Annotated in this window: 24 protein-coding genes; 17 read left to right on the plus strand and 7 right to left on the minus strand. The window is 64.8% G+C overall.

The window, feature by feature from the left end; genetic code table 11:
• Nucleotides 1-107: 107 nt before the first annotated feature.
• From C1A15_RS04020 to dnaK, 5 genes are all read left to right on the plus strand, one after another.
• Nucleotides 108-524 (plus strand): hypothetical protein, encoded by a 417-nt coding sequence (locus C1A15_RS04020; protein ID WP_101723686.1) that lies wholly within the window; start codon nt 108-110, stop codon nt 522-524.
• Nucleotides 525-534: 10 nt separating this feature from the next.
• On the plus strand, nt 535-975 hold the full coding sequence (locus tag C1A15_RS04025; protein ID WP_101721369.1) for a MarR family winged helix-turn-helix transcriptional regulator: 441 nt from the start codon (nt 535-537) through the stop codon (nt 973-975).
• 2 nt (nt 976-977) lie between these two features.
• Complete coding sequence (locus tag C1A15_RS04030) at nt 978-1,841, plus strand: DUF5685 family protein (RefSeq protein ID WP_101721370.1); 864 nt, start codon at nt 978-980, stop codon at nt 1,839-1,841.
• Nucleotides 1,834-2,619: a DnaJ domain-containing protein gene (locus tag C1A15_RS04035; protein ID WP_101721371.1), complete on the plus strand. Its 786-nt coding sequence runs from the start codon at nt 1,834-1,836 to the stop codon at nt 2,617-2,619. The genes C1A15_RS04030 and C1A15_RS04035 overlap by 8 nt, the downstream gene beginning before the upstream one ends.
• A gap of 77 nt (nt 2,620-2,696) precedes the next feature.
• Nucleotides 2,697-4,499, plus strand: a complete 1,803-nt coding sequence (gene dnaK / locus C1A15_RS04040) for a molecular chaperone DnaK (RefSeq protein ID WP_101721372.1) — start codon at nt 2,697-2,699, stop codon at nt 4,497-4,499.
• Nucleotides 4,500-5,160: 661 nt separating this feature from the next.
• Here the strand turns inward: dnaK and C1A15_RS16805 are convergent.
• Nucleotides 5,161-5,538 carry a hypothetical protein gene (locus C1A15_RS16805; RefSeq protein ID WP_146001804.1) on the minus strand — a complete coding sequence of 126 codons (378 nt, stop codon included), beginning with the start codon at nt 5,536-5,538 and terminating at the stop codon, nt 5,161-5,163.
• A gap of 122 nt (nt 5,539-5,660) precedes the next feature.
• Here C1A15_RS16805 and pyrE point away from each other — a divergent pair, with 122 nt between their 5' ends.
• Both pyrE and C1A15_RS04050 read left to right on the plus strand, forming a co-directional pair.
• Nucleotides 5,661-6,341 carry an orotate phosphoribosyltransferase gene (gene pyrE, locus C1A15_RS04045; protein WP_101721373.1) on the plus strand — a complete coding sequence of 227 codons (681 nt, stop codon included), beginning with the start codon at nt 5,661-5,663 and terminating at the stop codon, nt 6,339-6,341.
• Between the two features lie 9 nt (nt 6,342-6,350).
• On the plus strand, nt 6,351-7,022 hold the full coding sequence (locus tag C1A15_RS04050; RefSeq protein ID WP_101721374.1) for an HAD family hydrolase: 672 nt from the start codon (nt 6,351-6,353) through the stop codon (nt 7,020-7,022).
• A gap of 36 nt (nt 7,023-7,058) precedes the next feature.
• Here C1A15_RS04050 and C1A15_RS04055 read toward each other — a convergent pair whose 3' ends face one another.
• From C1A15_RS04055 to metA, 4 genes are all read right to left on the minus strand, one after another.
• On the minus strand, nt 7,059-7,445 hold the full coding sequence (locus C1A15_RS04055; protein ID WP_101721375.1) for a type II toxin-antitoxin system death-on-curing family toxin: 387 nt from the start codon (nt 7,443-7,445) through the stop codon (nt 7,059-7,061).
• Complete coding sequence (locus tag C1A15_RS04060; RefSeq protein ID WP_101721376.1) at nt 7,442-7,666, minus strand: type II toxin-antitoxin system prevent-host-death family antitoxin; 225 nt, start codon at nt 7,664-7,666, stop codon at nt 7,442-7,444. Before C1A15_RS04060 ends, C1A15_RS04055 begins: the two co-directional genes overlap by 4 nt.
• 111 nt (nt 7,667-7,777) lie before the next feature.
• Entirely contained in the window at nt 7,778-7,984 is a 207-nt protein-coding gene (locus C1A15_RS04065) for a hypothetical protein (protein ID WP_101721377.1), read from the minus strand.
• Nucleotides 7,977-8,918 (minus strand): homoserine O-acetyltransferase MetA, encoded by a 942-nt coding sequence (gene metA / locus C1A15_RS04070; protein WP_101721378.1) that lies wholly within the window; start codon nt 8,916-8,918, stop codon nt 7,977-7,979. The genes C1A15_RS04065 and metA overlap by 8 nt, the downstream gene beginning before the upstream one ends.
• 181 nt (nt 8,919-9,099) lie before the next feature.
• Between metA and C1A15_RS04075 the strand changes: the two genes are divergently transcribed.
• From C1A15_RS04075 to C1A15_RS04085, 3 genes are all read left to right on the plus strand, one after another.
• On the plus strand, nt 9,100-10,380 hold the full coding sequence (locus C1A15_RS04075) for an O-acetylhomoserine aminocarboxypropyltransferase/cysteine synthase family protein (protein ID WP_101721379.1): 1,281 nt from the start codon (nt 9,100-9,102) through the stop codon (nt 10,378-10,380).
• A 65-nt stretch (nt 10,381-10,445) separates the two neighbouring features.
• Nucleotides 10,446-10,883: a hypothetical protein gene (locus tag C1A15_RS04080; RefSeq protein WP_101721380.1), complete on the plus strand. Its 438-nt coding sequence runs from the start codon at nt 10,446-10,448 to the stop codon at nt 10,881-10,883.
• A gap of 100 nt (nt 10,884-10,983) precedes the next feature.
• A complete protein-coding gene (locus C1A15_RS04085; RefSeq protein WP_101721381.1) occupies nt 10,984-11,292 on the plus strand; it encodes a hypothetical protein in 309 nt (102 codons plus the stop codon).
• Nucleotides 11,293-11,382: 90 nt separating this feature from the next.
• Here the strand turns inward: C1A15_RS04085 and C1A15_RS04090 are convergent, their stop codons facing one another.
• Nucleotides 11,383-11,940 carry a GNAT family N-acetyltransferase gene (locus C1A15_RS04090; RefSeq protein ID WP_101721382.1) on the minus strand — a complete coding sequence of 186 codons (558 nt, stop codon included), beginning with the start codon at nt 11,938-11,940 and terminating at the stop codon, nt 11,383-11,385.
• A 232-nt stretch (nt 11,941-12,172) separates the two neighbouring features.
• Here C1A15_RS04090 and C1A15_RS04095 point away from each other — a divergent pair, with 232 nt between their 5' ends.
• From C1A15_RS04095 to C1A15_RS04120, 6 genes are all read left to right on the plus strand, one after another.
• A complete protein-coding gene (locus tag C1A15_RS04095) occupies nt 12,173-13,672 on the plus strand; it encodes a Fic family protein (protein ID WP_101721383.1) in 1,500 nt (499 codons plus the stop codon).
• 62 nt (nt 13,673-13,734) lie between these two features.
• A complete protein-coding gene (locus C1A15_RS04100) occupies nt 13,735-15,402 on the plus strand; it encodes a molybdopterin-dependent oxidoreductase (protein ID WP_101721384.1) in 1,668 nt (555 codons plus the stop codon).
• An 11-nt stretch (nt 15,403-15,413) separates the two neighbouring features.
• Entirely contained in the window at nt 15,414-16,226 is an 813-nt protein-coding gene (locus tag C1A15_RS04105; protein ID WP_101721385.1) for a molybdopterin-dependent oxidoreductase, read from the plus strand.
• A gap of 10 nt (nt 16,227-16,236) precedes the next feature.
• Nucleotides 16,237-16,515: a molybdopterin-binding protein gene (locus C1A15_RS04110; protein WP_101721386.1), complete on the plus strand. Its 279-nt coding sequence runs from the start codon at nt 16,237-16,239 to the stop codon at nt 16,513-16,515.
• Between the two features lie 392 nt (nt 16,516-16,907).
• Nucleotides 16,908-17,474 (plus strand): DUF1062 domain-containing protein, encoded by a 567-nt coding sequence (locus tag C1A15_RS04115; protein WP_101721387.1) that lies wholly within the window; start codon nt 16,908-16,910, stop codon nt 17,472-17,474.
• 617 nt (nt 17,475-18,091) lie between these two features.
• Nucleotides 18,092-18,514 (plus strand): 6-pyruvoyl trahydropterin synthase family protein, encoded by a 423-nt coding sequence (locus C1A15_RS04120; protein WP_101721388.1) that lies wholly within the window; start codon nt 18,092-18,094, stop codon nt 18,512-18,514.
• Between the two features lie 61 nt (nt 18,515-18,575).
• Here C1A15_RS04120 and C1A15_RS04125 read toward each other — a convergent pair whose 3' ends face one another.
• The gene (locus C1A15_RS04125; RefSeq protein WP_101721389.1) at nt 18,576-20,012 is read right to left on the minus strand and encodes a helix-turn-helix transcriptional regulator; all 1,437 of its coding nucleotides are present in this window, start codon (nt 20,010-20,012) and stop codon (nt 18,576-18,578) included.
• Between the two features lie 218 nt (nt 20,013-20,230).
• On the opposite strand from C1A15_RS04125, the gene C1A15_RS04130 reads away from it, so the two are divergent.
• Nucleotides 20,231-21,907 carry an FAD-dependent oxidoreductase gene (locus C1A15_RS04130; protein WP_101721390.1) on the plus strand — a complete coding sequence of 559 codons (1,677 nt, stop codon included), beginning with the start codon at nt 20,231-20,233 and terminating at the stop codon, nt 21,905-21,907.
• Nucleotides 21,908-21,983: the final 76 nt, after the last annotated feature.

The following is a 21,983-nucleotide window of genomic DNA, read 5'->3' on the forward strand; positions in this document are numbered from 1 at the left end:
TCTTACCTTAATACTATATCTTCTGAGAGATCGAAAGCAGCCGAGTGCTTGGCATCGGCATGAGCGCAGCGGCTCCGAGGGACCGTATGCGATGGAAAGAGGTTCGCGTGAAAGGTTTTCTCGAGCGGTTGCAGTGGAAGCTCGCGGGCATGATGCAGGGGCGCCGCGGAGCCGACACGCTGTCGAACTTCCTCGTGGTCGTCGGCATCGTCATGCTGCTGGCGTCGATCATCCCGGGGCTCGACCTGCTGTCATGGGTGGCGTTCGCAGTGCTGGCGTACTCGCTGTTCCGCAGCTATTCGAAGAACATCGCCGCGCGCGATCGCGAGAACGCGGCGTTCGAGCGCGTCGTGGAGAAGCCGCGCAAGCAGCTGTCGCTCATGCGCAAGAAGTGGACGAACCGCAAAACGACGCGCTACTTCAGGTGCAAGGGCTGCGGCCAGGTGCTTTCGGTGCCGCGCGGCAAGGGCACGCTGCGCGTGGTGTGCCCGAAGTGCAAGACCGAGACCAAGCAGAAGTCGTAAGGACATCGCCGTGGACCTCTCGACGTTCAAGCGCGAGCTTTTCACCGTCACCTACGACGTGCAGAAGATCCTGCATGAGACGATGGCTCCCGTCTGCCAACAGTACGGCCTGACGCTGCAGCAGATGCACGTGCTGATGGAGCTCGTGCGCACGCCGGGCCTGACCGCAGGCCAGTTGAGCGATCGAGCGGGCATTCTGCGCACGAACTTCCCGTCGGTGTGTCGCAAGCTGGAAGACCGCGGGCTCATCGAGCGACAGCGCAGCCAGACGGACAGGCGCTCGCTCAAGCTGCGGGTGACCGACGAGGGCCGCGCGTTGCTCGCCGACGTCGACGGCGAAGTGCAGCGCCGCTACGGCGAGGCGTTCGTCGCCGAGCCGCCCGAAACGTTCGACGCCATCATCGGGGGGTTCCGGGCGCTTGCGGACTTCTCGAAGAAGCTGGGGCGCTGAGCATGTTCGGTTACGTGGTTCCCAGCTGGGAGGGTTTGGACGACGCCGAGCGCGAGCGCTACCATGCCGCGTACTGCGGATTGTGCCGTGCGATCGGCCAACGATGCGGGCAGCGATGCCGCGTGGCATTGACCTACGACCTGGTGTTCTTGGCGCTGCTGCTCGGCTCGCTGTACGAGCCCGAGGAGCACGAGGGCGTAGGGCGCTGCGTGCCTCATCCGGTGAAGCCGCACGGGTTCGTGAGCAGCGCGTGCATCGACTACGCGGCCGACGTGACCGTGGCGCTGGCGTACTACAAGGGCCTCGACGACTGGAACGACGAGCGCAGCGTGCGGGCGCGCGTATTCGCCGGCGCGCTGGCCGGGCCGTATCGCGCCATTCGCGCGCGGAATCCGCGCCTGTGCAAGGCCATCGAGGCGGGCATGGCCGACATCGGCGCCATCGAGGCGGCGGCGCGTGAGGCGGCCTCGACGCCGGGCGGCTCCATGGAGGCGCCTGCGCCCGATGCGGCCGCCAACCGCTTCGGCGTGCTGATGGGCGAGCTGTTCGTCTACCGACCGGACGACTTCTGGGCCGACGACCTGCGGAGATTGGGTGCACGGTTGGGAAAGTTCGTGTACGTGATGGACGCGGCGATGGATTACGAGGACGATAGGGCCTCGGGCAGTTACAACCCGCTGGTGGATATCGAAGCCGGTGCGGAGGACGTGCACGAGGATTTGAACCTGCTCATGGCCGGCGTGGCCGAGGCGTTCGAGCGGTTGCCGCTCGAACGCGACCTGCGCCTGTTGCGCAGCGTGGTGTACGCGGGCGTGTGGCAGAAGTACCATGCGAAGGAAAACGACAAGGAGAAGCGCCGTGGTTGAGAACCCCTACGACGTGCTGGGCGTGAGCCGTGATGCGTCCGCCGACGAGGTGAAGAAGGCGTACCGCAAGAAGGCGCGCGAGAACCATCCCGACTTGAACCCGAACGATCCCGCTGCGGCGGATCGCATGAACAAGATCAACGAGGCGTACGACCGCATCATCAATCCCGAGAAGTACGCGGCGCGCGATCGTCGTGCGAGCGCGGCGTCGGGTCCGAAGGGCGGCGCGGGCTACGGCGGATCGGGCGGCGGCGCGGGCCAAGGCCAAGGCGCGGGCGGCGGTTCAGGCTACGGCACCGAGGGCCCCTACGGCTGGTCGGGCGGCTTCGGCTTCGACTTCGACGACCTGTTCGGCTTCGGCGGCGCAGGCTACGGCAGCCGCGAGCCCATCCATCCCGAGGCGGCGGCGGGCGACAGCGTGCAGATGCGCAACGCCATCGACGCCATCAATACGGGGCGCGGTCAGCAAGCGGTCGACATCCTGAACACCGTGACGAGCGACGGCCGTTCGGCGCGCTGGTACTATCTGAGCGCGCTTGCCAACGACGCCGCCGGTAACACGCTCATGGCGCTCGAGCAGATCAGGCGCGCGGTGCGCATGGATCCGAACAACCTGGACTATCAGCGCGCACAGCGGCAGTTCCAGCAGACCGGGCAGGCTTATCAGCAGGAGAGCCAGTCGCAAGGCTTCAGCATGGGCGTCGATCCGGGGCTCATCTGTTGCGGAGTCTGGTGTCTCGGCCCCACGCTCTGCCGCCTCTGCGGCATGCCGTTCTGATGGTTTCGGCGGCCTGCCGGCCCCTCGTCGCACCTTCGAAACACACTTACGCAATCCCAACCCGAAAGGACGCACCTATGGCAACGATCGGCATTGATCTCGGAACGACGAACAGCTGCGCGGCGACGGTGGAGGGCGGCCGGCCCGTCATCGTGCCGAACGCGGAAGGGGAGCGCACCACGCCGAGCGTGATCGCGTTCTCGAAAGAGGGCGAGCGTCTGGTGGGAACCATCGCGTGCCGCCAGGCGGCGGTGAACCCCGACCGCACCATCGAGTCGGTCAAGCGCCATATGGGCAGCGACTGGCGTGCCACCGTGGACGGCAAAGCCTATTCGCCGCAGGAGCTGTCCGCCATGATACTGCGCAAGCTGCGCCGCGACGCGGAGGCGTTCCTCGGCCAGGATGTGCCGCAGGCGGTCATCACGGTGCCCGCGTACTTCGACGACGCGCAGCGCCAGGCTACGAAAGACGCTGGGCGCATCGCCGGCCTCGACGTGCTGCGCATCATCAACGAGCCCACGGCCGCTGCGCTGGCCTACGGGCTGGACAACGGCACGCCTCAGAAGGTGATGGTGTATGACCTGGGCGGCGGCACGTTCGACGTGTCGGTCATCGAGATCGGCGACAACGTCATCGAGGTGCTGGCCACGTCGGGTGACAACCATCTCGGCGGCGACGACTTCGACGAGCGCGTGGCGGCCTACCTGCTCGACGCGTTTCAGCGCGAGCACGGCATCGACCTGCGCCGCGACCAAACGGCCCTGCAGCGCGTCACGCAAGCGGCGCGCGAGGCGAAAAAGGAGCTTTCGTCGCTCGACACCGCGCACGTCAACCTTCCGTTCCTGGCGCAGGGTTCGTCGGGCCCGCTGCACCTCGAGACCACGCTCACGCGCGCCGCGTTCAACGACATGTCGCGCGACCTGGTCGAACGCACGTCGAACCCCGTGCAGACCGCCCTCAACGACGCGGGCATCGCCGCCTCCGAGCTGGGATGCGTGCTGCTGGTGGGCGGCTCCACGCGCATTCCGGCCGTGCAGGATCACGTGCGCAAGCTCACGGGCAAGGAACCGTCCGCGTCCATCAACCCCGACGAATGCGTGGCCATGGGCGCCGCCATTCAGGGCGCGACGCTGTCGGGCACGTCCACGGGCCTGGTGAAGGCCGACAACAGCATCCTGCTGCTCGACGTGACGCCGCTCAGCCTGTCCATCGAGACGGTGGGAGGCGTGGCCACGCGCCTCGTGGAGCGCAACACCACGCTGCCGGTGAACTACTCGCAGGTGTTCAGCACCGCCGCCGCCTTCCAGACCAGCGTGGAGATCCACGTGCTGCAGGGCGAGCGCCCCATGGCGAAGGACAACAAGTCCATCGGCACGTTCAAGCTGAAGGGCATCAAGCGCGCGCCGGCCGGCGTGCCGCAGATCGAGGTGACGTTCGACATCGATGCGAACGGCATCCTCACCGTGTCGGCGAAGGACCTGGATACGGGCAAGCAGCAGTCCATCACCATCGACGATTCGGGCCGGATGTCCGACGACGACATCGAGCGCGCCATCCGCGATGCCGAGCAGTACGCCTCCCAGGACAACGAGCGCCGCGAGGCCATGGCGGCCCGCGAGGAGGCTCAGAGCCTGTTGAACGAGGTGGACCGGGCGCTCGGCCAGGTGGGCAAGCAGCTGGAGAAGGACGAGAAGAAGCAGGTCAAGGCCGATGCCGAGACGCTGCGCAAGGCGTTGTCGAAGCGTCCTGCCGGTTTCGGCAAGAAGGCGCGCGAGGCCGAGGCGGCGTCGGTCGACGACGTGTCCGACATCAAGGCGGCCGCCGAGCGCTTGAGGGCATCGAGCGCCCACGTGCGCGAGCTGTTGGGGCAGCAAGGTTAAGCCGCAGCTCGGCAACCCTGGGCGCAAGAGGCGGCAGACGGCGGGTCGCGCTGCCGTCCTGGGCGCAAAACGGCACCCATGACAATTTCCGGGCGTGCCACGGCGGTCGGATGGCAGCTGCTATTTGTATAATGCCTGGTGGCAAGAATCGCTTCGCTCGATTTTCCTTGGCGGCGGACCTTTGAAATTGTCATGGGTGCCGTTTTGCGCCCAGGGTGTGCCGGTAGGTGGAGCGGCTTCGCGGGTCGTCGGGATAGCGAACGGGTGGAAGCTCGGTAGGCCCTGTGGCCGCGCGGCCCGCGACGTGGAGCCGGCCGGGGGAGACCGACGACGGGCTCATCGGCCGCGGCGACCGCCTGCGACGAGCCGCCGATTGCAATGCTCGCACGACCTGCGATGAGCCCGCCGCAGTGCGCGCCCGGTCTGCTATGAACCGACGATCGCAATGGGTGCCCGGGCCGGCGGCGATCTGACGATTGCGGTGGCCGCACGACCGACGGCGAGTCGACGGCGCAGTGCGAGCCCGGCCTGCGATGAGCCCAGCGGCCGCAGCGACCGCCTGCGATAAGCCGACGGCAGTAGTCGCCTTGCGGCCTGCGACGGAGCCAGCGATCGCAGTGGTCGCCCCGTCGGCAACCGCGAGCTCTCCGTGCAGCTTTTCTCACCGGTTTTGTAAATTTTTCGACTTTATGGCAAGCGCGGTCGACCTCCACAAGGGGTTTTCCACCCCCTTGCGGCGATTCTCGACAAGCCCGTTTTCCACAAAAGGAAAAGGCCTGGTGACAAGGTTGTTCTTCGGGATGAACTTGCCACAAAGTCGAAAAATTAACAAAACCGGTGAGAAAAGCTGCACGGTTGCCAGGTTCCCCCACTCGAAAGTCGGGCGGGCGCCAGGTTGTCGCTCCGCAAGTCGTTTGCCGCTTCTCCTGCAATCCAGCAGACGCTCTTTCCACCAGCGCGCTGCGGCCGAGGTGATCGCAAGCGCCGGGAGGGGGCAACCCCTCCAACCTTCCAGTGCGTCCAGGCTCGATTTCGTCATGCGGCAGACGGGCTTTGTCGAGCGATGTTGCCTAGGGTTTCGAACCAGTCAGCGGCGCTTTCTAGTATCATGGTTCGCAGCGGGCGCGCGGGGCGCGACGGAAGAGAAGGAAGGGACCCCCTATGGAGCAGTACAAGCAAGAGTTTATCGAGTTCATGGTCGAAAGCGAAGTGCTCAAATTCGGCGAATTCACGCTGAAGAGCGGCCGGAAATCCCCCTTCTTTATGAATGCGGGCGCTTATGTGACGGGCGATCAGCTGCATCGTCTGGGCTTGTACTATGCGCGCGCAATCCATGACAACTTCGGGCTCGACTTCGATGTGGTGTTCGGGCCCGCGTACAAGGGCATCCCGCTGTCGGTGATCACGGTCATCGGGCTCCAGGAGCTGTACGGCAAGGAGGCGCGCTACTGCTCCAACCGAAAAGAGGTCAAGGACCACGGCGCCGACGCGGGCAACCTGCTGGGCAGCGAGCTGCACGACGGCGACCGCGTGATCATGGTGGAGGATGTCACCACGTCGGGCAAATCCATCGACGAGACGTATCCCGTGCTCAAAGGCGCGGCCGACGTGGACGTCAAGGGCCTTATCGTGTCGCTCAACCGCATGGAAGTGGGCAAGGGAGGCGTGGTGACCGCGCAGCAGGAAGTCCAGGAGAAGTACGGCTTCCCCGTCGCGTCCATCGTGAGCATGGCCGAGGTGACAGAGTGCCTGCACAACCGCGAGGTGCAGGGCCGCGTCGTCATCGACGACGACGTGAAGGCCGCGCTCGACGCATACTACGACCAGTACGGCGTGAAGTAGGATCTGGCTATGACGGATGTTTCTGCTATCGGCGTGATCTTCGATTGCGATGGCACGCTGCTCGATTCGATGAAAGTGTGGCGCGAGGCCGAGGGCGAGCTGGCTCGGCGAGCCGGCGTGACGCTGTCTGCGGCCGAAACCGACGCGCTCACCTCGATGACCATCCCCGAGTGCGGCTCGTTCTTTCACGAGCGGTTCGGGCTGGGAGCGTCAGGCGACGAAGTGGTCGCCATGATGGACGAGCTCATGCTGGAATTCTATCGCGAGCGCGCGCTGGCCCGCCCGGGTGCGCTCGCGTTCGTGCAGGGGCTTGCCGAGCGCGGCGTACGCATGAGCGTGGCTTCGTCGAGCCCGCAGCCGTACCTGCAGGCGGGCCTCGAGCGCTGCGGCTTCGCGCCGTACTTCGATGCCATCGTGTCGGTGGACGACGTGGGAGCGTCCAAGCGTGAGCCCGCCGTGTACGACCGCGCGCGCGAGGCGATGGGCACGCTCCTGGCCACCACCTGGGGCGTCGAGGACTCGGTGTACGCGGTGGGCACGCTGACCGCCGCCGGGTATCGCACGCTCGGAATCTACGACTGCGATATTTCCGGTACGCGCGAGGCGTTGCGCGAGGTCGCCGAGCGGTTCGTCGAAAGCTTCGAAGGTCTCGACGCCGAGACCTTTATCGGCTGGAACTAGAGAACACGAGGCGCGCCACTGGGCGCGCCTCGTGCGTTACAGCTGCTGTTCGATCCATTCCACAAGCTCGTCGTAACTCAAAGAGCCGTCGGCGAGGGCGTACACCGTCTGCAGCAGTTCGTCATGGCGGGGTTTGAACTTGATTCCGTTGAGTCTGAGGAACATGCCGATGGACGCACCACCCGTCCGTTTGTTCCCATCGGCGAACGGATGGTTCCTGACGATGCCGTAGGCGTACCGCGCCGCTTTTTCTGCTGCTGTTGGGTATAGATCGACCCCGTCGAACGTCTGACGAGGTTGCTCTATGGCCGCATCGAACAACCCTTCGTCTCTTAGCCCGTCGAGACCGCCGAAGCGTTCGATCAAGTACGTATGAATTGCCCTCACGTCTTCATGTGCGAGGTATGTCCAAGCCGTACTCATTTTGCGAGCTCTGCGAATACGTCAGCGTATTCGTCGATGAACTCTTTCCCTAGCTTTACCGCGTTGCTTTCCATGTGTTCCTCCTCCACCTTGTCGATCGGGATGATCTGGGCGATGGGGCGGCTGTTCTTGATGACGGTCACACTCCCGGCCGCGCGCGCCTTCTCCATCACTCCGTTGAAGTTGCGGGCGACCTCCGTCGCGGTGACGCTGATAGGCATGGCGTCCTCCTCGGTCCGGCTTTCATTGCTTGCCAGTGTACCAAGATGCAAACGATCATGCAAACTATTTTGCGAAAAATAATGCGATTTCTGCGGAACCTCGATAGCCGCCTATCGCCAGGGATCCTCCTGGAACGAGGGCTCGGGGGTTGGCGGGCGGTCGCTGAACGGGTCGTAGCCGTCGTCGTCTTCCTGGGCGGGGCGCAAAAACGGGTCGGCCGTACGCGGCGCCGGCCCCTTCTCCGACGGCTTGAAGCCTGCGACCGGCGTGATGACCGGTCGCAGGATGTAGTGCGGTTTTCGCTCTGAATCACTCATGGACGCTGTCCTCTTCGGTGCCTACTTTCGCCAAATCGTATGGCGTGGTCTGGTACACATAATAGTTCAACCAGTTCGTGTACAACAGCTGCGCGTGCGCACGCCACGTGGCTTTCGGCGTTTGCGTCGGGTCGTCGTTCGGGAAGTAGTGGCGGGGGAGCGGCATGTCGAGGCCCTTCGCCACGTCGCGTTCGTACTCCACCATAAGCGTGCCGGCGTCGTACTCGGGGTGCCCGAACACGAAGAAGTGGCGGCTGTCGGTGCTCTTCGCGATGTAGACGCCGGCTTCGTCGGACATGGCGATCAGCTCGAGGTCGGGATGCGCTTCGATGTCGGCCGCGTGCACCTCGGTGTAGCGCGAGTGCGGTGCGCGGAACGAGTCGTTGAACCCGCGCACGAGCGGCGATGACGGCTTCACCACGTCGTGATCGAACACGCCGAACAGCTTGTTCTCCAGCTCGTACTTGGGGATGCCGTAGTGGTGGTAGATGCCGGCTTGCGCGCCCCAGCAGATGTGGAACGTGGAGTGGACGTTCGTGGCGGACCAGTCCATGATGCGGGCGAGCTCGTCCCAATAGTCCACGTCCTCGAAGTCGAGCAGCTCCACCGGCGCGCCGGTGATGATCATGCCGTCGAAGCGCTGGTCCTTGATGTCGTCGAACGTGGTGTAGAAGGTATCGAGGTGCTGTTCCGACACGTTCTTCGCCGCATGGCTGGCCGTTTGCAGCAGGTTGACGTCGATTTGCAACGGGGTGTTCGACAGCTTGCGCATGATCTGCGTCTCGGTGACGATTTTCGTGGGCATGAGGTTGAGCAGCAGCACCTTCAGCGGGCGAATGTCCTGGTGCATCGCGCGGTACTCGGTCATCACGAAGATGTTCTCGCTCTCGAGCACCTCGGTGGCGGGCAGGGAGTCGGGAATTCTGATAGGCATGATGGGCCTCGCATTTCGTAGGTCGTTCCAGCGTCTTAGCCATGATACCTTCTAATCAGATGACCTGCTTATCTGAATTATCGATACTATGCTATCGGAAGATAGAACTACCGCTTGGAAAACCATGATGGCTATAATGAGCCGAATCATTTCACCGATATCCATGCAACGAGGAGCACCCATGAGCGAATCCATCAGCACCACCTGTGTGCAGGGCGGCTACCGTCCCGGCGACGGCGAGCCGCGCCAGATCCCCATCTACCAGTCCACCACCTGGAAGTACGACACGAGCGAGCACATGGGCCGCCTGTTCGACCTTGAGGAGGCCGGCTACTTCTACACGCGTCTCGCCAATCCTACGAACGACTTCGTGGCGGCGAAGATCGCCGAGCTCGAGGGCGGCACGGCCGCGATGCTCACGTCGTCGGGCCAGGCGGCCAACTTCTTCGCCGTGTTCAATATCGCCGGGGCGGGCGACCACATCGTGTCCAGCTCGGCCATCTACGGCGGCACGTACAACCTGCTGGCCGTCACGATGAAGCGCATGGGCCTCGAGTGTACGTTCGTCGCGCCCGACTGCACCGACGAGGAGCTGGAGGCCGCGTTCAGGCCGAACACGAAAGCGGTGTTCGGCGAGACCATCGCGAACCCAGCGCTGTCGGTGCTCGATATCGAGCGCTTCGCCGCCGCGGCGCACGCGCACGGCGTGCCGCTCATCGTGGACAACACGTTCCCCACGCCGGTGAACTGCCGCCCCATCGAATGGGGAGCCGACATCGTGACGCACTCCACGACGAAGTACATGGACGGCCACGGCGCCAGCGTGGGCGGGGCCATCGTGGATTCCGGGAAGTTCGACTGGACGGCGCACGCCGACAAGTTCCCCGGCCTGTGCGAGCCCGACGAGAGCTACCATGGCGTGACCTACACCGAGCGCTTCGGGCTGGGAGGCGCGTTCATCACGAAGGCGACGGCCCAGCTCATGCGCGACTTCGGCGCTATCCAGTCGCCTCAGAACGCCTACCTCATCAACCTGGGACTGGAGAGCCTGCACCTGCGCATGGCACAGCACAGCAAGAACGGCTTGGCGCTGGCGCAGCATTTGGCCGCTCATCCGAAGATCGCGTGGGTGCGCTATCCCGGCCTCGAGGGAGACGCCTGCTACGACCTTGCGCAGAAGTACCTGCCGAACGGAGCGAGCGGCGTGGTGAGCTTCGGCGTAGCCGGCGGGCGCGCCGCGGCCGAGACGTTCATGGCGAACCTCAAGCTGGCGCAGATCGCCACGCATGTGGCCGACGCGCGCACCTGCGTGCTGCATCCGGCCAACGCTACGCATCGCCAGATGAACGACGACGAGCTGGCGGCTGCGGGCATCACGCCCGATCTCATCCGCCTGTCGTGCGGCATCGAGGCCACCGAGGACCTCATCGCCGACGTCGACCAGGCGCTCGCGGCAGTGTAGGGGCTGGCCTGAGCCTCGCCGTGGTACGATGGGGCCCAGGCCAATCTCGATCGCGGAGGTGCCCTATGGAACGCAAGAAGCTGTTCGCTCGGATCGGCGCGGTGGCTGCGGGGGCGGCGCTGCTCGTGGCGCTGTTCGCCGCGGCGGGCATGGCGGGAGAGCTGAACCGCTTCCGTCAGGGCGTGGACGAGGGCTTCGAGCTGCGGGGCACGTACCAGCTCATCGCGGGCACGCGCGGCGAGTCCATCACGTTTCAGGTGTTCGACGAAGAGCGCTCGTGGGAGGCGCAAGACGGCTCCAATTCCGTCAAGGGCGCAATCAAGGAGACGGCGGATCCGAACGTCTACCTGCTGATAGACGAGCACGGCGACGAAGCGGGCTGGGTGCATCTCGCCTACGCGAACAACGAGGGCGAAGGCACGCTGTACGTGCGTTACGGTTCGGGAGAGCTGATCGAGATGCGCAAAGCAAGCAGGATCCCCACCTACGTTGTGCATGACTGACCAGGCTCAACCGCTCGTTGCAGCTGCGGTCTTCGGGCTGAGCGGCGTCGCGCGCTCGCTATACTGAGCCCAGTGAACGCATCGACGCGAAAGGACGACCATGGACATCCAGGCCATCATCGACAAGGTTGTGGGCGAGGTGCAGCAGGCTCCCGAGATGCTGCAGGAGGTCGTCGCCGACCCGGGTGCGGCTATCGAGAAGATCACCGGCCACTCGCTGGGCGACACCGACATCGCGGCGGTGGCCGAGGGCGTGCTCGCCCAGGTGCAGGAAAAGGGCGGCGATCTCAAAGAGCACCTCTCCGGCCTGATGGAGAACGGCGCGGTGCACGACGCCATCGCCAACATCACGGGCGAAGGCTCGCCGTTCGGCGGCCTGTTGGGCAGCATCTTCGGTAACAAGGAGTAGTGCGCTTCGCATATACGTTTCCCGAGAGCAAACCGGCGGCGGCGCGGTCTTGCGCGTCGTCGCATCGCGGTGTCGAGCCTCTGCGGCGTTTCAATCGGCTGGAGAATCGAGCTTAAGTGAGTATCGTCGGCTCTGAAACGATCGAGCGCCGTCGATATGGAACGACACGCCATCCCCTTCGTACGCGAATCCCAATTTCTCAAGAACCTTCGCCGAAGCGACGTTTTCCTTTGCATGGCTGGCGGCGACTCTCGTTATCCCCAGATCCGCAGCTGCATATCGAAGGATCTCTCGCATAGCCTCGGTCGTATAGCCGCAGCCCCAATGCGATTTCATGATGTTGTATCCCACTTGATAGAGGTTCCATTCGTCTTCCCATATCAGACCGCCGGAACCGAACAGCTCATGGGTATCTTTCAGGACGAAGCCCCAGATGAAGGTGTCGCTTCTCAGGACGTTCCCCGCAGCATCGTGTTTCCACGTTACTTCTTGCACCCATTCGATCGCATCGTCGATGGATCGGTGCGGGAGCCAACTGACGTATTTCGACACCTCCGGATCGCCTGTCCATCCGCGAAATGCGGTTTCCGCGTCTGCGAGAACAAGCGGTCGAAGAAGCAATCGTTGCGTTTCCAGGATATTCGTCATGCGCGGCTGTGGGCACCTCCAAGAACGGACATATCCCTATTTCCGAACGTAGTATAGTGCATGCTCGAGGTTCTGCTTTTCGCATTGGAGAAATCGCAACCAGCTCAGACCCTCTTTAGCAACCCTTTTCCCCTTCGGTGGTAAATAGTTTCTAGTCACGGCTCAGTATCTTGATGTTCGCGCACCACATCTGCGAACATGCACGTGAGAAGGGTATGGGAAGAGGGGGCTCATGGCGAAGAGGCTCATAGCGGACGATTTTTCGCTGCTGGGCGGTGCTCTGTCGCTGGCCGCGCGCAACGCGCAGACGTTCGAATCGCTCGCGGCCGAGCTCGACGTGTCTCAGGAAGACCTGTTCCTGTACTGGTTCGCGCTCAACAACCTGCGCCGCCATCAGGGTCACGTGCTGCCCGTGCCCTTCGACGCGGCGGCGTCCGGCGACGCGCCCTCCTCCTCGAACAACTGGTACGCGCCCACGTGGCGCCTGAACAAGCTGCTGGAGGAATTCCAGCTCAACGAGGGTTTGGCGGTGCACTACGGACGCATCCTGACCGATCCCGAAGGCGGCCACTACGAGCTGAACCTCGCGGCCAGCGAGGTGGTGCGCGCGGTGCGGCTGGAGAACGCCGACCTCGACGCGGCCCAGCTCAGGCGCGTGTGCGTGCAGGCGTGCGAGCCGGCCAACGGCATCGAGCTGCTCGTGTCGAACGCGGGCAAGATCCTGCTGACGGTGGAGGACTACCGCGACGAGCCGCTCGACATCGCGTTCGTCGAGCGCCTGTACGCGGCGCTCACCGAGGGCATCTCCATCAAGGAGGTGCGCGAGATCGAGAGTCGCGAGGCGAACGCGGTCGACGAGCTGCGCGCGAAGGCGCTCGAGTCGTTCTGCGCGCACGTGTGGGTGCCCGACGGCAACCACACCCTCGTCGACGCCCTCATCGCGCTGTACTACTTCAAGACGTTCCGCCTGTTCCCTGCCGGGAACAACGTGCTGGCGTTCCTGCTGTACTTCCTCATCCTGCACCGCGCCGGCTACCACTTCTCGGCGCATGTGCCCGTGGTCAAGCTGCTGTACCCGCGCGACGACGACGGCGGCCGCGGCCACGGCCTGGCGTGCGCGCCCGAGGACCTCGTGGTTGCCTGCGACGGCTACTTCGACTGGACGCGCTTCTTCGAGCAAGCGGTGCAGCTGATCGTCGACGAGCAGCGCTGGACCATGACCAAACTCGACGGCATGGCGCGCCGCCGCGAGCGCTTCCGCGCCATCATCGACGCCGACGAGAGCATGAACTTCCGCCAGAAGGAAGTGCTGCTCGAGGCCGTCCTCCACAGCAACGCCGAGTTCACCTACGGCATCCACGTGCATCGCTACGACGTGTCGTATCCCTGCGCGCGCAGCGACTTCGCGCGGCTCCTGGACCAGGGGTTCCTCCGGCAGCACGACGATGGCATCCGCCACTTCTTCGTGGCGTCCGACAACTTCGGCGAGGTGTTCCTCACCTACCTCAAGGAGCATTGCGCCGACGCGTTCTCGCGTTTCTACCGCGAAGACGGCTCGCTGCGCGACGCGTTCAAAAGCGCGGACGACATCGCTGCGGAATACAACAAAGACGTGGGCTTTTACGAGAAGTCCCTGCTGGATAAAACGTACATCGAGCACTACGACTTCCGGCGCACGCCCATTGCCGACCACGACGGGCCGCAGCGGCGCCGCCGGTCGGACGACGAGTGACAAAGCGAGGAGAAAGGAGGATTCGGGGGAGTTCGGCCATTTTCATTGTCAAAGGAGGGTCAATGAAAGACACCACGAAAGGGCGTGCACGCCTGCACGCCCCCAGCAACGCGAAAGCACTGGTCGTGCTGGTCGCGGTTGCGCTGGTCGCTTCGTTCGCCGTATGGGGATGCAGCCCGAAGGCGTCGAGCGACGGCGCGTTGGCCGCCGGCACGAGCACGGAAAGCACCGACGGCAAGACGAGCGCGAAGACCGGCGACGGCCCCGACGAGCTGTCCGCGTTCAGCGGGTTCCCCACCGAGGGCCGCTTCGTCGACGGGGTGGCGTCGCTGCCCGATTTCTACAAGAACACCGAGAAGAACGAGTCCAACGCCAAAGCCGAGGCGCCGCGCCGCTACACCGACCGCAACGGCAACCTCGTGCAGCCGGTTCCCACCGACGAGCTGGGGTGGAACAACACCTACCTCGACGCCGACAACCGCGGCTGCACCTCGTGCCACACGTTGGAGAACGCCCTGATGAGCCTGCCCACGTACCATCGCCTGATCTTCTTCGGGTACCCCACCGAGCAGAGCTATCAGAACTGCATCGCCTGCCACTCCGATTCCTACTCGGGGCACAAGCTGGCCGACGCCATCCATACGCTGCACATGAACAGCACCATGTTCGTCGATGACGACAACGGTAACTGCCAGTCGTGCCACTACATCGACTCCAACACCGGCGTGTTCGAGCGCTGGGACGAGGTGAAGTACGACCTGTACAAGGGCATCACCGACGTGGCATCCGACGAGCTGAAGGCCTCGGTCACCTACGATCAGACCACCATCACGCCGGCCGAGAACCGCATCTTCAAAACCGTCAAGGACGAGCCGAACGAGTGGCTGACCGATGACTCCAAGGTGGACACGTCCATCTACGAGAACTGGGTCATCTCCATCGACGGCGATTGCGAGAACCCCGTCGAGATGACGCTTCCCGAGATGGAGCAGCAGTTCGGCACCGTGAAGCAGGTCATGAAGATGGACTGCACCATCAACGGCGTGGGCCAGGCCACCATCATGCAGAGCGAGGTGGAGGGTATTCCGCTGAAGGCCATCATCGACTACGCGAAGCCGAAATCGGGCGCCAACGTGGTGAGCCCCATCGGCAGCGACGGGTACGACTACGCGAAGATGGGCATCGACTGGCTGCTTGAGAACGACGCGGTCATCGTCACGAAGATGGACGGCGAGCTGCTGCCCAACTCGCAGGGCTATCCCTGCATGATCTGGGTGAACAAGACGTCCGGCGGCAACTTCACGAAGCGCATCTCCAACCTCACGTTCATGACGGTGCCCGACGACAAGGTTGACGCCGAGCTGTACGTAGGCCAGTTCACCGACGACCGCACGGGCGAGATCTACTCCAAGCCCAACAGCGGCGTGCTGAACTATCCCACCGGCATCGTGCTGTCGGGAGAGGAGGCGAAGACCGTGCATCTGGAGGGCTTCGCCGACGCATGGGACGAGCCCATCAAGAAGATGGAGTTCTCCTTCGACCACGGCGAGACGTGGACTGTGGTGGACACGCCCGACAACAACGCCGACAACTGGACGTACTGGCGGATGGACTTCACGCCGCCCGCGCCCGGCGCTTACCTGCTGGACATCCGCACCACGAGCATCACGCCCGACGGCGCCGATCGCGTATGCCAGTACAACACCCAGTTCATGTTCACGGTAGAGTAGGGGGTACGATAATGAAAACGACGACGCAACGCGGTCGTGCCACGATTTCTGCTCTTGCCGGATTCACCATGGTCGCCTCCATGGCAGGCGCGCCGACGGTGGCGCTGGCTGGCGAACCCGCTGCCGACGAGCCTTTGGCTTCCGGCGGCACCGAGGCTGCGACGACCGGCGCGACGGTTGAAAGCGCGCAGGTCATGCCCGCACGGGTTGAAGGCGAGTTCTCGTTCGACCAAACCGCCATCACGTCCAACGAGGTGATCAAGACCTTCTTCCAGCGCGTGTCGCAAGCCGTCTGCGGCGCGACGGTGCCCCTCGTGGCGGACAACCCGCTGGGCTGGAAGCTGTCCGTGTCGGGCGACGTGGAGGCGGCGTTCACCGCTTCGGTAGGCGACCTTGCCAACGAGGAATCCACCAGCAAGGTGATGACCTGCACCTGCGGCGGCAACCCTGCCGGCGGGCGCGCCATCGTCACCGCGGACGTGACGGGCATCCCGGTGGAGCATCTGCTGGCGAAGGCTGGCGCGGCACCGGGCGCGAACGCGGTGACGTTCGTGTCGGCCGACGGCACGCAGCAGACGTTCCCGCTGGGCTACGTAGTGGGGCGCCATGCGGTGCTGTCCTACGAGATCAACGACGAGGACCTGTCGGCCTCCGTGGGCGGCAGCAACCAGCTGTGGATGACGAAGACGCCGGCGAACTACTTCGTGCGCGACGTCGTGGAAATCGTGGTGTCCACCGAGGACGTCGCGCCCGCGACTCCGGGTGCGGCCGACGAGCATCCCAACAGCCCCAATGCGGGCGTGCTCGCGGGAACGCAGGGCTAGGGGGCGCACGATGATCGCTCCGATGCAGGTATCCGTGGGCAAGCCGGTGACGTTCAACGGGTACGCCGAGGACTACGGCAAGCAGATCGTGTCGGTGCAGTTCTCGCTCGACAACGGCGCGAACTGGACCACGTACGACGTGTCGGATTCCACCGACGAGCTGTGGGTGCACTGGACGTTCTCGTACACGCCCGAGCGGCCCGGACTCTACCGGCTGCTCGTGCGCTCGGTGAACGACGACGGTGCGGCCAGCCCGCTCGCGGACGTAGCCGAGTTCACGGCCGCCTGAGCCGAAGGGGGCGCTTCCTGGGGAGGCGCCCCCTTCTTTGCGTTTGCAACGGCGGGCGCTGCGCTCATGGTTGACGCGGCCCGAGCCGCCCGGTATGATGGCGAGCCCGGGCCGTATGGCCCGTAACCCAAGCGATAAGGATCTCCTCTCATGACTGTTCCTCCCAACCGGTAAATCACGCGACACATCCGCCCCTTCCGCTGCCGCGCAACGCGCGGTCGCTTTGCGATGGGCAATGCCCGTCGGCCGATTCGCGACGGGCTCGTCCGGTTGAGACAAACAGACAATCAGAGAGGTTCCCCGTATGAAAAAGCTGAATAACGGCGTGGTGCCGCCTGTGCCTGCCTTCCAAATCGAGCGTATTCGGATTGCGAAGGAAGGCACAAATCATCATGAAAACGATTGCATGGCGCGTGGAGGCGACCGGCGCGCCGGTCGCGCTGCGCCCTTGTGGGACGTGCGGTGCTGATGCGGAGTTCTCGTCCACGGGCATGTTCCGTGTGAACGCCCAGAAGAAGCGGCTGGACGTATGGCTCATCTATCGGTGTGCCACGTGCGGAAGCGTGTGGAACAGCGCCGTGATCAGCCGCGGGCGCCCAGGAAGCATCGACCGGGAAGAGCTTGAGCGCCTCACGGGCAACGACCCCGAGACGGCGCTGCGATGCGCGCTCGACGTCGGCTTGCTCAGGCGCAACGGCGCGCGCCGGGGCAAGGTCGCCTTCGTCGTCGAAGGCGACCTGCCCGACGGCGGCGAGGACTGCCGGGTTGAAATCGACGGCGGCGACCTTGCGGGTCTGCGCCTGGCCGAGGTGCTGCGGGCCAAGCTGGGCGTTTCGCGCAGCGGCTTGGAGCGCCTCGTGGAGGCGGGCGACGTGAGCGCCGTCGACGGAGCCGATGTGCTCGCCGCAAAGCTCCGTCCGCACCAAGCGGTCATCGTGCGGGTGCGGCGCGAGATGTAGGTAGGCGTGCGGCCCGGGGCGAAGGTTCCCCGGGCCGTTCGGCACGCGTGTCGCCGCGCGGGCGCGTGTCGGCACGCATCGGCGGCGGTCAAATGCAGAGGCGGATGCCCGGCAGCGCGGCTGCCACGGTAAAGAATCCACGATTTTTCCCCGATATTTTACCGAACCTCGGAATCTCGTGCCCGGAGTTCGCCTTCGGCCGCCCTGAATCCGGCTTTTCCCGTCGCGCGGGGCGATTTTCGGGAGGTTTCCTCGCCTTCGGAGGGGGTTTTGGAGCCCAGCTTGCCTGATACGGTAAAATATCGAAAATTTTCTCCAATTCCATTACCGAACTCCGGGAATTGGAGCGTCTTGCGGCCCTCCCGGCAACTTGAAAGCGTCTCTCCATGCCTGATCGCCGCCGACGGCGGGGCCGGTCGAGGCGAAGCGGGTCGGTGGACGGCGGACCTTTGGCTCGGGGATCCGCCGGAAGGCCAAGCGCCGCGGCTGGGCGGCAAGGGCCCTGCCTCATTTCGAATGTTTCACGTGAAACATTCGTTCTATGCGTACAGGTGGGGCGTGGCTGCGCGAGTGTGCTATTATGGCGGCGAACGATACGGGCACGCAAAGGAGCCATCATGTACGGATTGAAAACCGAGGCCAGCTTCGACTCGGCCCACTTCCTGACCGATTATTACGGCAAGTGCGAGAACCTGCACGGCCACCGATGGCGCATGGTGGTGTACCTCGAAGTCGCCGATCTGCAAACCGATGGGACGATGAAGGACATGGTGGTGGACTTCGGGGTGTTCAAGCGCGCAGTGCGCGACCTGGCCGAAGAGCTGGACCACACCTTCCTCGTGGAAGAGGGCTCGCTGGCCGCGACGACGCTGGCCGCCCTCGAGGCCGAGGATTTCAGCCTGACCGTCCTGCCTTTCCGCACCACGTCCGAGAACCTGGCGCGCTATGTCTGCGAGCGGCTGACGGAGCAGGGCCTTCCCGTGTCCCAGGTGGATATGTACGAAACGCCCAACAACTGCGCCATCTACCGGCCTCGGTAACGGCGCGGGGGACGCCCTGGCGCGCGGGCTGGGAGTAGCGGCCCGCACCCTGTGCGGCCTGCTACTCCCAGCCCGGCTTCCCCACGCCGCCCTGCTCGATGGTGTCGAGCAGCCCCTGGCGGTCGAACACGCCTACCTTGCGGTAGATGTTGCTCACGTGGTGCTTCGCGGTGCCTTGCGCGATGGACAGCTCGTCGCAGATGTAGCGCACCGTACGCCCGCGCGCCAGCAGCACGAGCACCTCGACCTCGCGGTTCGTGAGGCGGCACATCCGCGCGATGGCGGCGCACTTCTGCTCGAGGCTGGCATCGGCGGTTTCCGCCCGCGAGGTAGCGTAGAGCTTCTGCACGTCGGTTTGGGTGAAGAACAGCATGCCGACCAGCACGAGGGCCAGCACGCTGACGAGGAAGACGTCGGAGCGCAACGCCTCCGACCACAACGGCGCATGCAGCAGCCGGTCGGCGGCGAACGACCCGATGAGCGTGCCGGTGCGGGCGCATAGGATGACCAGGCCGAACGACAGCGCAACGGGTATGCGCCCGCGAAACGCCACGTCGGTGGACACGAGCATCATGAACATGTCGAGGCAGTACACGCCCATGATGACGAGCCCTGCACCCAGAAAGCGGTACGGCGCGGGCAGCAGCAGAAGCAGGATAAGCCCCGCCGCCATCGCGGGGATGACGGGGCGGTACAGGGCGATGGGCTCGGCAGCCGAGGGCGCCACCACCATCGACAACGTGATGGCGGCCAGCGCGCAGCCTGCCAGCACGAGCGCCTTCGCGGTGAACGCGGCATCGCCCTCGGCGAACGTGTTGACCATGCCCTGCGAAGCCCCGTACACGATGCTGATTACGAGGATGCACGCGAACATGCGCCCCACGGGGATGGTGCGCACGTCGAGCGGCAGTACCGAGGGCTCGCGACGCGGCTCTCGCTTGCAGGCCACCAACACTGCGGCCGACACGATGGGCAGTGCCGCCGTGAAGGCGACGGCCGCCGCGTCGGGCAGCGCGTATGCGACGAAGAACAGCACGAACGCGAACGTGTACGATACGTACAGGTGCCGTCCCACGCGTCCCGTGGCCAACGCGCTCCACAACTCGCCCCACATGATAAGCAACAGCGCGTTGCCCAGCGACAGCGATACGGTGCCGGCGACAAACCAGGCGAACCCCGCCGCGCCCGAGCCGAACGTCAGTGCGATGGGCAGTGTCACGGTGCCTGCTGCGGTCAGCCCGCCCGCAGCGATGAAGCTTGCGCGATGCGTGAGGAAGGGCGAGAGGCGTCGCGAGAGCGTCACCACCACGAGGTAGCCGAGGGTGGTCAGCACGAGCACCCACAGCGTGGTGTTGCCCGCGAACGGGTAGCGGTCGGTGGTGGGCAGCAGCACGTCGGTGCACATGCTGATCATCCACCAGGCCTGCCAGAATCCCAACCCCAGCAAGCGCCAGCCGGAGAAACCCTCGTGCTCGTCATCCTGCGGTTTCGTGCGCATCGCTCCCCATCCCCGTCCCTCGTTGCATCGCTTCAAACCTAGCAAAACAGGCGGGGGAGCGCAAGCGAAACCCTGGGTGAGCGTATGGGCCGCAATGGCCCATGTTGACGGTTTTGGCGAAAATGGGCCGCTTCGCCAGATGCCCGCGCGCGGCCGTTCGGCCAGGATAGGGCCCATGCAGAACAAGGGATTCTGCTTTTCGAGGGAAGGGGTTTTCGATGACCGATATCATGAAAGACGGCTTGTCCCGTCGCGCGTTTCTGGGCCTGGGCGCTACCGCGGCTGTCGCGGCCGGCGCGGGCCTGGCAGGCTGCTCGCCCGCAGCGAGCGCGGGCGGCGATGCGAAGGCGTCCGGCGACGCGTCCGGAAGCGCGGCGGGCGGCACGGGCGAGACGCAGTACGCATGGGAAGTGGTTCCCGATCCCATCACCGACATCACGTCGACGGTGGACACCGACATCCTCGTCATCGGCGCCGGTTTGGCCGGCTGCGCGTGCGCCGCAGCGGCGGCCGAGAAGGGCGGCAAGGTGACCGTCGTCGAGAAGACGTCCAGCTGGAACGGCCGTGGCGGCGGCTTCGGCGCCATCAACTCGCACTACATGGACGAGCTGGGAATCGAAGTGGACAAGGTGAACGCCAAACAGCACTGGATCGCCCAGTGCGCGAGCCGTGCGAACGAGGACCTCATCGTCAAGTTCTTCAACAGCTCCGAAGAGGCGTCCAACTGGCTGCTGGCCAAGGCCGAGGCCGTGGGCGGCTCCGCGATGGTGGGCGCGTTCTACAGCCACGACGACGTGTACGCCGAGCAGCCGGGCTACCACATGCTCATGATCCCCGAGGAAGCAGGGCTCACTTCGACGGGCTTCGCCGGCGCCGAGCTGTGCTACAACGACGCGGTGAAAGACGGCGCGGAATTCGTGTTCGATTCGCCGGCCGTGCAGCTGGTGAAGGACGGCTCGAAGGTGACCGGCTGCATCTGCGAAGGCAAGGACGGCTACGTGCAGTACAACGCCAGCAAGGGCGTGGTGCTGTGCACGGGCGACATCGGCGGCGACCTCGAGATGTGCAAGGCATACGCTCCCATCTGCGCCGAGTACGGCCAGCCGCGCAGCCAGTACACGCCCGTGGGCGTGAACACGGGCGACGGCCATAAGATGGGCATGTGGGTTGGCGCACAGCTACAGGACCTGCCGCTGCCCACGATGATGCACCCCCAGGCGTTCTGCTGGTTCCACGGCCCGTTCCTGTTCGTCAACGACAACGGCGAGCGCTTCATGTGCGAGGACACCTGGGTGCAGGGCAAGTCGCTGGCCATCAACCGCCAGCCGAACGGCGAGGCGTGGTCCATCTTCGACGCCAACTGGAAGACCGACCTCGTGAACGGCCTGCCCTACGGCGGCGGCATGTTCTGGGACTCGTTCCGCCCCTACGGCAGCGACCTGGAGCTGGCGCCTCAGTACTTCGAGACGCAGATCCCCGAGTACATCAAGGCCGGCAACGCCTACCAGGCCGACACGCTCGATGAGCTGGCGAAGCAAATTGGCTGCGACGCCGCCACGCTCAAGGCCACGGTGGAGCGCTACAACGGCATGTGCGAAGCGGGCGAGGACACCGACTACTACAAGAAGCCCGTGTTCCTGACGCCGGTGAAGGAAGGCCCGTTCTACGCGCTCAAGGTTGGTCCCGCGCTGCTCGCCGTGCCCGGCGGCCTGCGCACGAACAACGACTTCCAGTGCCTCGACGCCGAGGGCGCGCCCATCGAGGGCCTGTACGCGCTCGGCAACGTGATGGGCGACATCTGCGCCGTCGACTATCCCATCAACGTGGCGGGCAACAGCCACGGACGCTGCATCACCTACGGCTACCTGCTGGGCCACGAGCTGGCCGGGGCGTAAGCGCCCCGGGCCGCGGGCCCCGAGACGCCCCGCGCGCCGAGGCCCCGCGTGCGTTTTGCGTCTGCGGCGCGCTCAG

It is taken from the genome of Eggerthella timonensis (assembly GCF_900184265.1).
GTDB classification, from domain to species: domain Bacteria; phylum Actinomycetota; class Coriobacteriia; order Coriobacteriales; family Eggerthellaceae; genus Eggerthella; species Eggerthella timonensis.

Excerpts from the sequence above, each read along its gene's own strand:
- C1A15_RS04030 (WP_101721370.1), top strand. The coding sequence starts at position 978 with ATGTTCGGTTACGTGGTTCCCAGCTGGGAGGGTTTGGACGACGCCGAG.
- dnaK (WP_101721372.1), top strand. The coding sequence starts at position 2,697 with ATGGCAACGATCGGCATTGATCTCGGAACGACGAACAGCTGCGCGGCG.
- C1A15_RS16805 (WP_146001804.1), bottom strand. The coding sequence starts at position 5,538 with ATGACGAAATCGAGCCTGGACGCACTGGAAGGTTGGAGGGGTTGCCCC.
- pyrE (WP_101721373.1), top strand. The coding sequence starts at position 5,661 with ATGGAGCAGTACAAGCAAGAGTTTATCGAGTTCATGGTCGAAAGCGAA.
- C1A15_RS04050 (WP_101721374.1), top strand. The coding sequence starts at position 6,351 with ATGACGGATGTTTCTGCTATCGGCGTGATCTTCGATTGCGATGGCACG.
- C1A15_RS04055 (WP_101721375.1), bottom strand. The coding sequence starts at position 7,445 with ATGAGTACGGCTTGGACATACCTCGCACATGAAGACGTGAGGGCAATT.
- C1A15_RS04060 (WP_101721376.1), bottom strand. The coding sequence starts at position 7,666 with ATGCCTATCAGCGTCACCGCGACGGAGGTCGCCCGCAACTTCAACGGA.
- C1A15_RS04065 (WP_101721377.1), bottom strand. The coding sequence starts at position 7,984 with ATGAGTGATTCAGAGCGAAAACCGCACTACATCCTGCGACCGGTCATC.
- metA (WP_101721378.1), bottom strand. The coding sequence starts at position 8,918 with ATGCCTATCAGAATTCCCGACTCCCTGCCCGCCACCGAGGTGCTCGAG.
- C1A15_RS04075 (WP_101721379.1), top strand. The coding sequence starts at position 9,100 with ATGAGCGAATCCATCAGCACCACCTGTGTGCAGGGCGGCTACCGTCCC.
- C1A15_RS04080 (WP_101721380.1), top strand. The coding sequence starts at position 10,446 with ATGGAACGCAAGAAGCTGTTCGCTCGGATCGGCGCGGTGGCTGCGGGG.
- C1A15_RS04085 (WP_101721381.1), top strand. The coding sequence starts at position 10,984 with ATGGACATCCAGGCCATCATCGACAAGGTTGTGGGCGAGGTGCAGCAG.
- C1A15_RS04090 (WP_101721382.1), bottom strand. The coding sequence starts at position 11,940 with ATGACGAATATCCTGGAAACGCAACGATTGCTTCTTCGACCGCTTGTT.
- C1A15_RS04095 (WP_101721383.1), top strand. The coding sequence starts at position 12,173 with ATGGCGAAGAGGCTCATAGCGGACGATTTTTCGCTGCTGGGCGGTGCT.
- C1A15_RS04100 (WP_101721384.1), top strand. The coding sequence starts at position 13,735 with ATGAAAGACACCACGAAAGGGCGTGCACGCCTGCACGCCCCCAGCAAC.
- C1A15_RS04105 (WP_101721385.1), top strand. The coding sequence starts at position 15,414 with ATGAAAACGACGACGCAACGCGGTCGTGCCACGATTTCTGCTCTTGCC.
- C1A15_RS04110 (WP_101721386.1), top strand. The coding sequence starts at position 16,237 with ATGATCGCTCCGATGCAGGTATCCGTGGGCAAGCCGGTGACGTTCAAC.
- C1A15_RS04115 (WP_101721387.1), top strand. The coding sequence starts at position 16,908 with ATGAAAACGATTGCATGGCGCGTGGAGGCGACCGGCGCGCCGGTCGCG.
- C1A15_RS04120 (WP_101721388.1), top strand. The coding sequence starts at position 18,092 with ATGTACGGATTGAAAACCGAGGCCAGCTTCGACTCGGCCCACTTCCTG.
- C1A15_RS04125 (WP_101721389.1), bottom strand. The coding sequence starts at position 20,012 with ATGCGCACGAAACCGCAGGATGACGAGCACGAGGGTTTCTCCGGCTGG.
- C1A15_RS04130 (WP_101721390.1), top strand. The coding sequence starts at position 20,231 with ATGACCGATATCATGAAAGACGGCTTGTCCCGTCGCGCGTTTCTGGGC.